General features: G+C 60.2%; 5 protein-coding genes and 1 pseudogene. All 6 read left to right on the top strand.

Features of this window, described 5'->3' with window-relative positions:
* A pseudogene (locus Q0K07_RS12625) lies at positions 1–114 on the top strand (IS5/IS1182 family transposase); the annotation flags it as partial.
* 143 nt (positions 115–257) lie between these two features.
* Positions 258–1790, top strand: coding sequence for an SLC13 family permease (locus Q0K07_RS12620; protein WP_294559711.1), 1533 nt, complete (start codon positions 258–260; stop codon positions 1788–1790).
* A gap of 456 nt (positions 1791–2246) precedes the next feature.
* Entirely contained in the window at positions 2247–3776 is a 1530-nt protein-coding gene (locus Q0K07_RS12615; protein ID WP_294559709.1) for an SLC13 family permease, read from the top strand.
* Positions 3777–3865: 89 nt separating this feature from the next.
* Positions 3866–4792 carry an FAD-dependent oxidoreductase gene (locus Q0K07_RS12610; protein ID WP_294559707.1) on the top strand — a complete coding sequence of 309 codons (927 nt, stop codon included), beginning with the start codon at positions 3866–3868 and terminating at the stop codon, positions 4790–4792.
* Positions 4793–4847: 55 nt separating this feature from the next.
* Positions 4848–5159 carry a co-chaperone YbbN gene (locus Q0K07_RS12605; RefSeq protein WP_077073503.1) on the top strand — a complete coding sequence of 104 codons (312 nt, stop codon included), beginning with the start codon at positions 4848–4850 and terminating at the stop codon, positions 5157–5159.
* A gap of 165 nt (positions 5160–5324) precedes the next feature.
* Positions 5325–6949, top strand: a 1625-nt coding sequence (locus Q0K07_RS12600) for an aryl-sulfate sulfotransferase (protein ID WP_294559705.1), incomplete at its 3' end; no start/stop codon positions are given.

Here is a 6949-nt window from a genome sequence, read left to right as displayed (position 1 = left end):
ATCATGTTCGGCCGACTCAAGGATTGGCGCAGAATAGCCATGCGTTATGACCGTTGTGCCCACACGTTCTTTTCGGCCATTTGTCTAGCTGCCATTGTCATCTTTTATATTTAATGAGTCCTGAACCTAGTTTTCTTTGCCTCCGTCCTCCCTATAGTGGGCATCATCGGAAAAAGTCGAAGATGCGGGAAAATATGGATATTTTCCCTTACGCATCTTTTCACGAACGATGACCCGCCCCGCGACAGGAGGCAAGCATGTCGGATACGAAACTTTCCCCGGGAACCATACTCCACACCGTCATAGGCATAACGATCATGTGTCTGGGGCACGTTCTGCCCTGCCCCTCCCTTGTCGTTCCCGCAAACGACGCCCTCATGGCCGCGGGCTTTCCCGTGGCGGACGGCAGCGCCGTCATCACCATCACGCGCATGGGCATGGTCAACGCCATGATCTTCCTCGGCGTGGTCTATCTCTGGACCTTCGTGGACACGCTCTGGCCGTGCTTCCTCGGCGTGCTCATGCTGGCCTTCAGCGGATTCACTCCCGCGCCCAAGGTGCTTTCCTCCTTCCTCGGCAACCCCATGGTGGTGATGATCTTCTTCACCCTGTGCTTCGCCACGGCGCTCATCAGAAGCAACGTCTCCTCCTGGCTTGCCCAGTGGATACTCAGGCGCGACTTCATCATCGGCCGCCCGTGGACCTTCACCGCCGTGATTCTGGTCACCTCGTATTTTCTGGCCTTCTTTGAGCAGACGGCCATCTGTTTCCTCATCTGGCCCGTGCTCTACCGCATTTTCGATCAGGTGGGCTTCAAGCGCGGCGACCGGTACGTTTCCGTCATGCTGGTGTTCATTATCATCATGGCGCTGCTCTCCTTTGCCTCCGACCCGTTCAAGACCGGAGCCTTCGCCCTGCTCGGCAACATCTGGAGCCTGGCCTCCGCAGGCAACAGCGGCATGAACGTGCCCGCCATGCCCGCGGCCTCCTACTTCTGCTTTGCCCTTGTCGTTTCCCTCACCTCCATCGCCTGCCTGCTTCTTGCCATGCGCTTTCTCTTCCGCGTGGACGTGTCGCCCCTCATGAAGCTCGACCCCGAAGTGCTGCGCCGCGAACCGCTGCCCCCCATGACAGGCTATCAGATCGGCGTGCTCGCGGCCTTCGGCATCTTCGCCTGCTGGATTCTGCTGCCCGGCATCATCGGCAAGGATACGGCCCTCGGCGCCTTTCTGGCCGGAAATTCCGTGCTGGCTCCCCTGGTGGCGCTCTTTCTCGTGGGCTTCGTGCACCTGCACGGCAAGCCCGTTGCGGACATAAGCGAAACCGCCTCCGTCTACCCCTGGCGCATCTTCCTGCTCATTGCCGTGGCCATGCTCCTCGGCGACGCCATGACCGGCAAGGGCACCAACGTCACCGTGTTCATGGAATACCTGCTGCGCGGCGTGCTCGAAGGCTTCGGCTATGTGCCTTTGTGCATCGTGGTCGTTCTGCTTGCCATCATCTTCACCAACTTCTGCAACTCCGTGGTGCTCGGCCTCGTGCTCACCCCCGTGCTGCTCGCCATGTGCAACGCCTTCGGCATGAACGCCGGCCCCCTCATGGCCTGCTTCATCTACGCCGTGCTCATCGCGGCCTGCACGCCCGCGGCCTCGCCCTTTGCCGCCATGCTCTTCGGCAACAGCGACTGGCTCTCGCCCCGGCAGATCGCCGTGTGCAGCGTTTCGGCCTCCGTCATCATTGCAGGCGTGGTCATCGTGGTGGGTATTCCCCTTGCCATGCTGCTGTTCTGAACGCTGCGGCCGGGAATCCCCCGGCCGCACGAAAAAACGTCGCCCCGGGAAAAGCGTGCGGCCGTATGGACAAAGACAACGGGAACAGGATATTCTGGCGGGGAAAAAAAGCGCAGAATGGGCCGCCGCCTGCAGCCTGTCCCGCCCTCCGCCCGTCTTCCCATGCCTTTTCCCGTTATTTCCGGCACTTTCATGCTCTCTCAGGAGCGCTTTTCTTCACAAGAGGCGGAAGATACAGGGGCCTGCCGTGCGGAAAAAGACGTCCCGGGAAAACCTTCCGGGCCGGAAAATGGGGCTTTTTCCCCGTTTCGGAAAAAAATCCTCACAAGTCTAGTTTAGACTAGTTTTCTTTATCCCCCATATCCCTATGTTAACCGGAATCCTATAAAGTCGAAGGTTCCAATTCCGTCCCTCTTTTCACGAAGTACTCCTCACGCTCCATAACCGGAGGCATGCATGTCAGCCGCAAAACTTTCCCTGGGCACCATCATCCATACCGTCATCGGTATCGGGCTCATGTTCCTGGGCCATGTTCTTCCGTGCCCTTCCCTTGTCGTTCCCGTGAACGACGCCCTTGTCGCCGCGGGCTTCCCCGTGGCGGACGGCAGCGCCGTCATCACCATTACCCGCATGGGCATGGTCAACGCCATGATCTTCCTCGGCGTGGTCTATCTCTGGACCTTCGTGGACACGCTCTGGCCGTGCTTCCTCGGCGTGCTCATGCTGGCCTTCAGCGGATTCACTCCCGCGCCCAAGGTGCTTTCCTCCTTCCTCGGCAACCCCATGGTGGTGATGATCTTCTTCACCCTGTGCTTCGCCACGGCGCTCATCAGAAGCAACGTCTCCTCCTGGCTTGCCCAGTGGATACTCAGGCGCGACTTCATCATCGGCCGCCCGTGGACCTTCACCGCCGTGATTCTGGTGGCCACCTACCTGCTCGCCTTCTTTGAACAGACCTCCATCTGCTTCCTCATCTGGCCCGTGCTCTACAGCATCTTTGATCAGGTGGGCTTCAAGCGCGGCGACAAGTATGTTTCCTCCATGCTGGTGTTCATCATCATCATGGCCCTGCTCTCCTTTGCCTCCGACCCCTTCAAGACGGGCGCCTTCCTGCTGCTCGGCAACGTGTGGGGCCTTGCCGCCAGCAACCCCGGCCTGAACGTGCCCGCCCTGCCTGCGGCCTCCTACTTCTGCTTCGCCCTCGTCATTTCCATCACGGCCATCGCCTGCCTGCTTCTTGCCATGCGCTTCCTCTTCCGCGTGGACGTTTCGCCCCTCATGAAGCTCGACCCCGAAGTGCTGCGCCGCGAACCTCTCAAGCCCATGACCGGCTATCAGATCGGCGTGCTCGTGGCCTTCGGCATCTTCGCCTGCTGGATCCTGCTGCCCGGCATCATCGGCAAGGACAACGCCATCGGCGCCTTCCTCGGCAAGAACTCCCTGCTGGCTCCTCTGGTGGCGCTCTTCCTCGTGGGCTTCGTGCACCTGCGCGGCAAGCCCATTGCCGACATCAGCGAAACCGCCGCGGCCTACCCCTGGCGTATCTTCCTGCTCATCGCCGTGGCCATGCTCCTTGGTGACGCCATGACCGGCAAGGGCACCAACGTGACCGTGTTCATGGAATACCTGCTGCGCGGCGCCCTCGCAGGCTTCGGCTATGTGCCGCTGTGCATCGCCGTCATCCTGCTCGGCATCTGCTGCACCAACTTCTGCAACTCCGTGGTGCTCGGCCTCGTGCTCACCCCCGTGCTGCTCGCCATGTGCAACGCCTTCGGCATGAACGCCGGCCCCCTCATGGCCTGCTTCATCTACGCCGTGCTCATCGCTGCCTGCACGCCTGCGGCCTCGCCCTTCGCGGCCATGCTCTTCGGCAACACGCGCTGGCTGTCCCCCAAGGAAATCGTGACCTACAGCGTTTCCGCCTCCCTCATCATTGCGGGCGTCATCATCGTGATCGGCATCCCGCTCGCCATGCTCATTTTCTGATTCCCGCACGGGCGGGAACCTGACCCGCCCGTTTCCGTCGAACCTCGCGCTTCCTGAGGGGAAGCCAAACATAGAAAAGGAGTCTTACCATGGACAAGTACGACGTCATCATCGTGGGCGGCGGCCCCGCCGGTCTCACGGCTTCCATCTATGCCGTGCGCGCCAACATGAAAACCCTGGTGCTGGACAAGCTCGCCCCCGGCGGCCAGATCATCAATACCAACGAAATCGCCAACTACACCGGTTTCGGCACCATCAACGGCGCGGAACTGGCCATCAAAATGTTTGAACACTCCCAGGAAGTGGGCGCGGAATTCGACTACAAGACCGTGACCGCCATCATCGACGAAGGCGCCGTGAAGAAGGTGGTCTGCCTTGAGGACGACACCGTGTACGAAGCCTCCGCCGTGATCATCGCCACCGGCACCCGTCCCCGCCGCCTGCACATCCCCGGCGAAGACGCCCACGCCGGCGCGGGCATCAGCTGGTGCGCCGTGTGCGACGGCGCCCAGTACAAGGGCAAGGACGTGGTGGTCATCGGCGGCGGCAACTCCGCCGTGGAAGAATCCATCTACCTTGCGGGCATTGCCAACAAGCTCACCATCGTGACCATGTTCGACCTCACGGCCGATCCCTCCGCCTGCGACAAGCTGCGCGCCATGCCCAACGTGACCGTGTACCCCTATCAGGACGTGCTGGAATTCCTCGGCACGGACAAGCTTGAGGGCGTGCGCTTCAAGTCCACCAAGGAAGACGCCACCGAACGTACCGTGACCTGCGACGGCGTGTTTGAATACATCGGTCTCGAACCCACCGCCTCCTTCTGCGCCGATCTCGGCATTCTCGACCGCACCGGCTGCATCATCACCGACGCCGCCATGCAGACTTCCCGCCCCGGCATCTTCGCCGCCGGCGACATCATCGTCAAAGGCCTGCGCCAGGTGGCCACGGCCTGCGGCGACGGCGCCATTGCCGCGAACAGCGCCTCCAAGTATGTGGAAAAACTGAGAGGATAAGCTCTCATCCGGCCATAGCCTTCCCCTGCCACCCTCAAATTCAAGGAGTTTTCCCATGATTACGGAAATCGATACCGCCGGCTACGACAGCATGGACAAATCCGGCGTCATGATGGTGGAATTCTATTCCAAGACCTGCGGCCCCTGCAAAATGCTCTCCTTCGTGCTGAAGGACATCAGCAAGAACGACCCCGACTTCCGCATCTTCACCGTGGATTTCGACGCCAACCAGGACCTCAAGGAACGCTGCGGCGTGAAGGGCTTCCCCACCATGCTCTTCATGAAGGACGGCGCCGAAGTTTCCCGCCTCGAAGGCCTGAAGCAGAAGCCCGCCATCATTCAGGAAATCGAAAAGCTCAAAGCCTGAGCGGCATAAAAAACATGCTCCCGCGCCGCAGACCGCGTTCTGCGGCGCAGAACACGGCGAAACGCCTGTTTTTGCCGGAACAAACGCCCGGAAGGCCGGACCTTTCCGGCGAAAACGTTCCCGGTTCCGCACGACGCGCAACACTCTAGAAGGAGTCCCCAAGCCATGAGCAACAAAGTGATGCACACCTACAGCGACCACCTCATTACCCGCCAGAACCGCGCCGAAAAAGAATTTCTCGCCGCTTTCGAGGCGGAAAAGCCCACCCTTGAGAACGCCCATGTTCTGGTCAACCCCTATTTCATCAACCCGCTCTGCGCGCTGATTCTCTTCAAGAGCGAAAAGCCCGCCTCCGCCACCATGACCCTTCACGGCAAGCGCAACGCCCGTGAAAACATCGTGCACACCTTCCCCGAAGGCACGAGCCACGCCATTCCGGTCATCGGTCTCTACGAAGGCATCGCCACCGACGTCACCGTGGAACTTTCCACCGGCGAAAAGAAGACCTTCTCCATCATGTCCCAGCCGCTGCCTGAAGACGTGTGCCGCTGCCGCAACATCAACACGTCCATGGACTACTTCGGCAACAACTTCATGTTCCTCACCCCGGCCGGCAAGAACCTGCCCACCGCCTACGACTACATGGGCGACATCCGCTGGCTGCTCACCGAAAACACCATGTTCGACATCAAGCGCGTGAAGAACGGCAACATCATGACCGGTTCCCACCGCTTCTGCCACATGCCCTACTGCTCCACGGGTCTTGTGGAACTCAACCTGCTCGGCAAGATCTACAAGGAATACCGCATGCCGGGCAACTATCACCACGACCACTTCGAAATGCCCGACGGCAACATCCTGGCCCTCACCCAGGACTTCACTTCGAGCACCGTGGAAGACATGATCGCCCTGCTCGACCGTGAAACCGGCGAAGTGCTCCGCACCTGGGACTACAAGACCTTCCTGCCCCAGAACGTGGCCGGTTCCGGCTCTCAGGACGCCCACGACTGGTTCCACAACAACGCCCTGTGGTACAACGAAAAGAACAACACCATCACCATTTCCGGCCGCCATCAGGACGCCGTGGTGAACTTCGACTACGAAACCAGCAAGCTCAACTGGATCATCGGCGACCCCGAAGGCTGGCCCGAAGACATGCAGAAGAAGTATTTCTTCAAGCCTGTGGGCGATGTGGCCAACTTCGACTGGCAGTATGAACAGCACGCCTGCGTGGTCTGCCCCAACGGCGACATCATGTGCTTCGACAACGGCCAGTACCGCTCCAAGGTGAAGGAACGCTACATCAGAAACCGCGACAACTTCTCCCGCGGCGTGCGCTACCGCATCGACACCGACAAGATGGAAATCGAACAGGTGTGGCAGTACGGCAAGGAACTCGGCCAGAGCTTCTTCTCGCCCTACATCTGCAACGTGGAATACTACGACGAAGGCCACTACCTCATCCACTCCGGCGGTATCGGCTGGAAGGACGGCTATGCCTCCGACAAGCTCGGCGCCTTCATCAACCCCAAGAAGGAACCCGGCACCGACATCTGCGCCAAGACCGTGGAACAGAAGGACGGCGTGGTCATGTACTCCATGGAAGTGGACGGCAACTTCTACCGCGCCGAAAAGCTCTTCCCCTATCATGACGGCGACAACGCCGCCTTCGGCGAAGGCAAGCTCCTCGGCCACCTCGATGTGACCCCCACCTTCGACACCATCCCCGACGTGCCCGAATCTCAGGAAGTCATCGACTCCTGGCATCAGGTCAACATCGAGGAAGACGA

This window comes from uncultured Mailhella sp. (assembly GCF_944324615.1).
Taxonomy (GTDB): domain Bacteria; phylum Desulfobacterota; class Desulfovibrionia; order Desulfovibrionales; family Desulfovibrionaceae; genus Mailhella.
The sequence above is the reverse complement of the archived record's forward strand: the minus strand, read 5'-3'. Positions and strand labels throughout refer to the sequence as shown.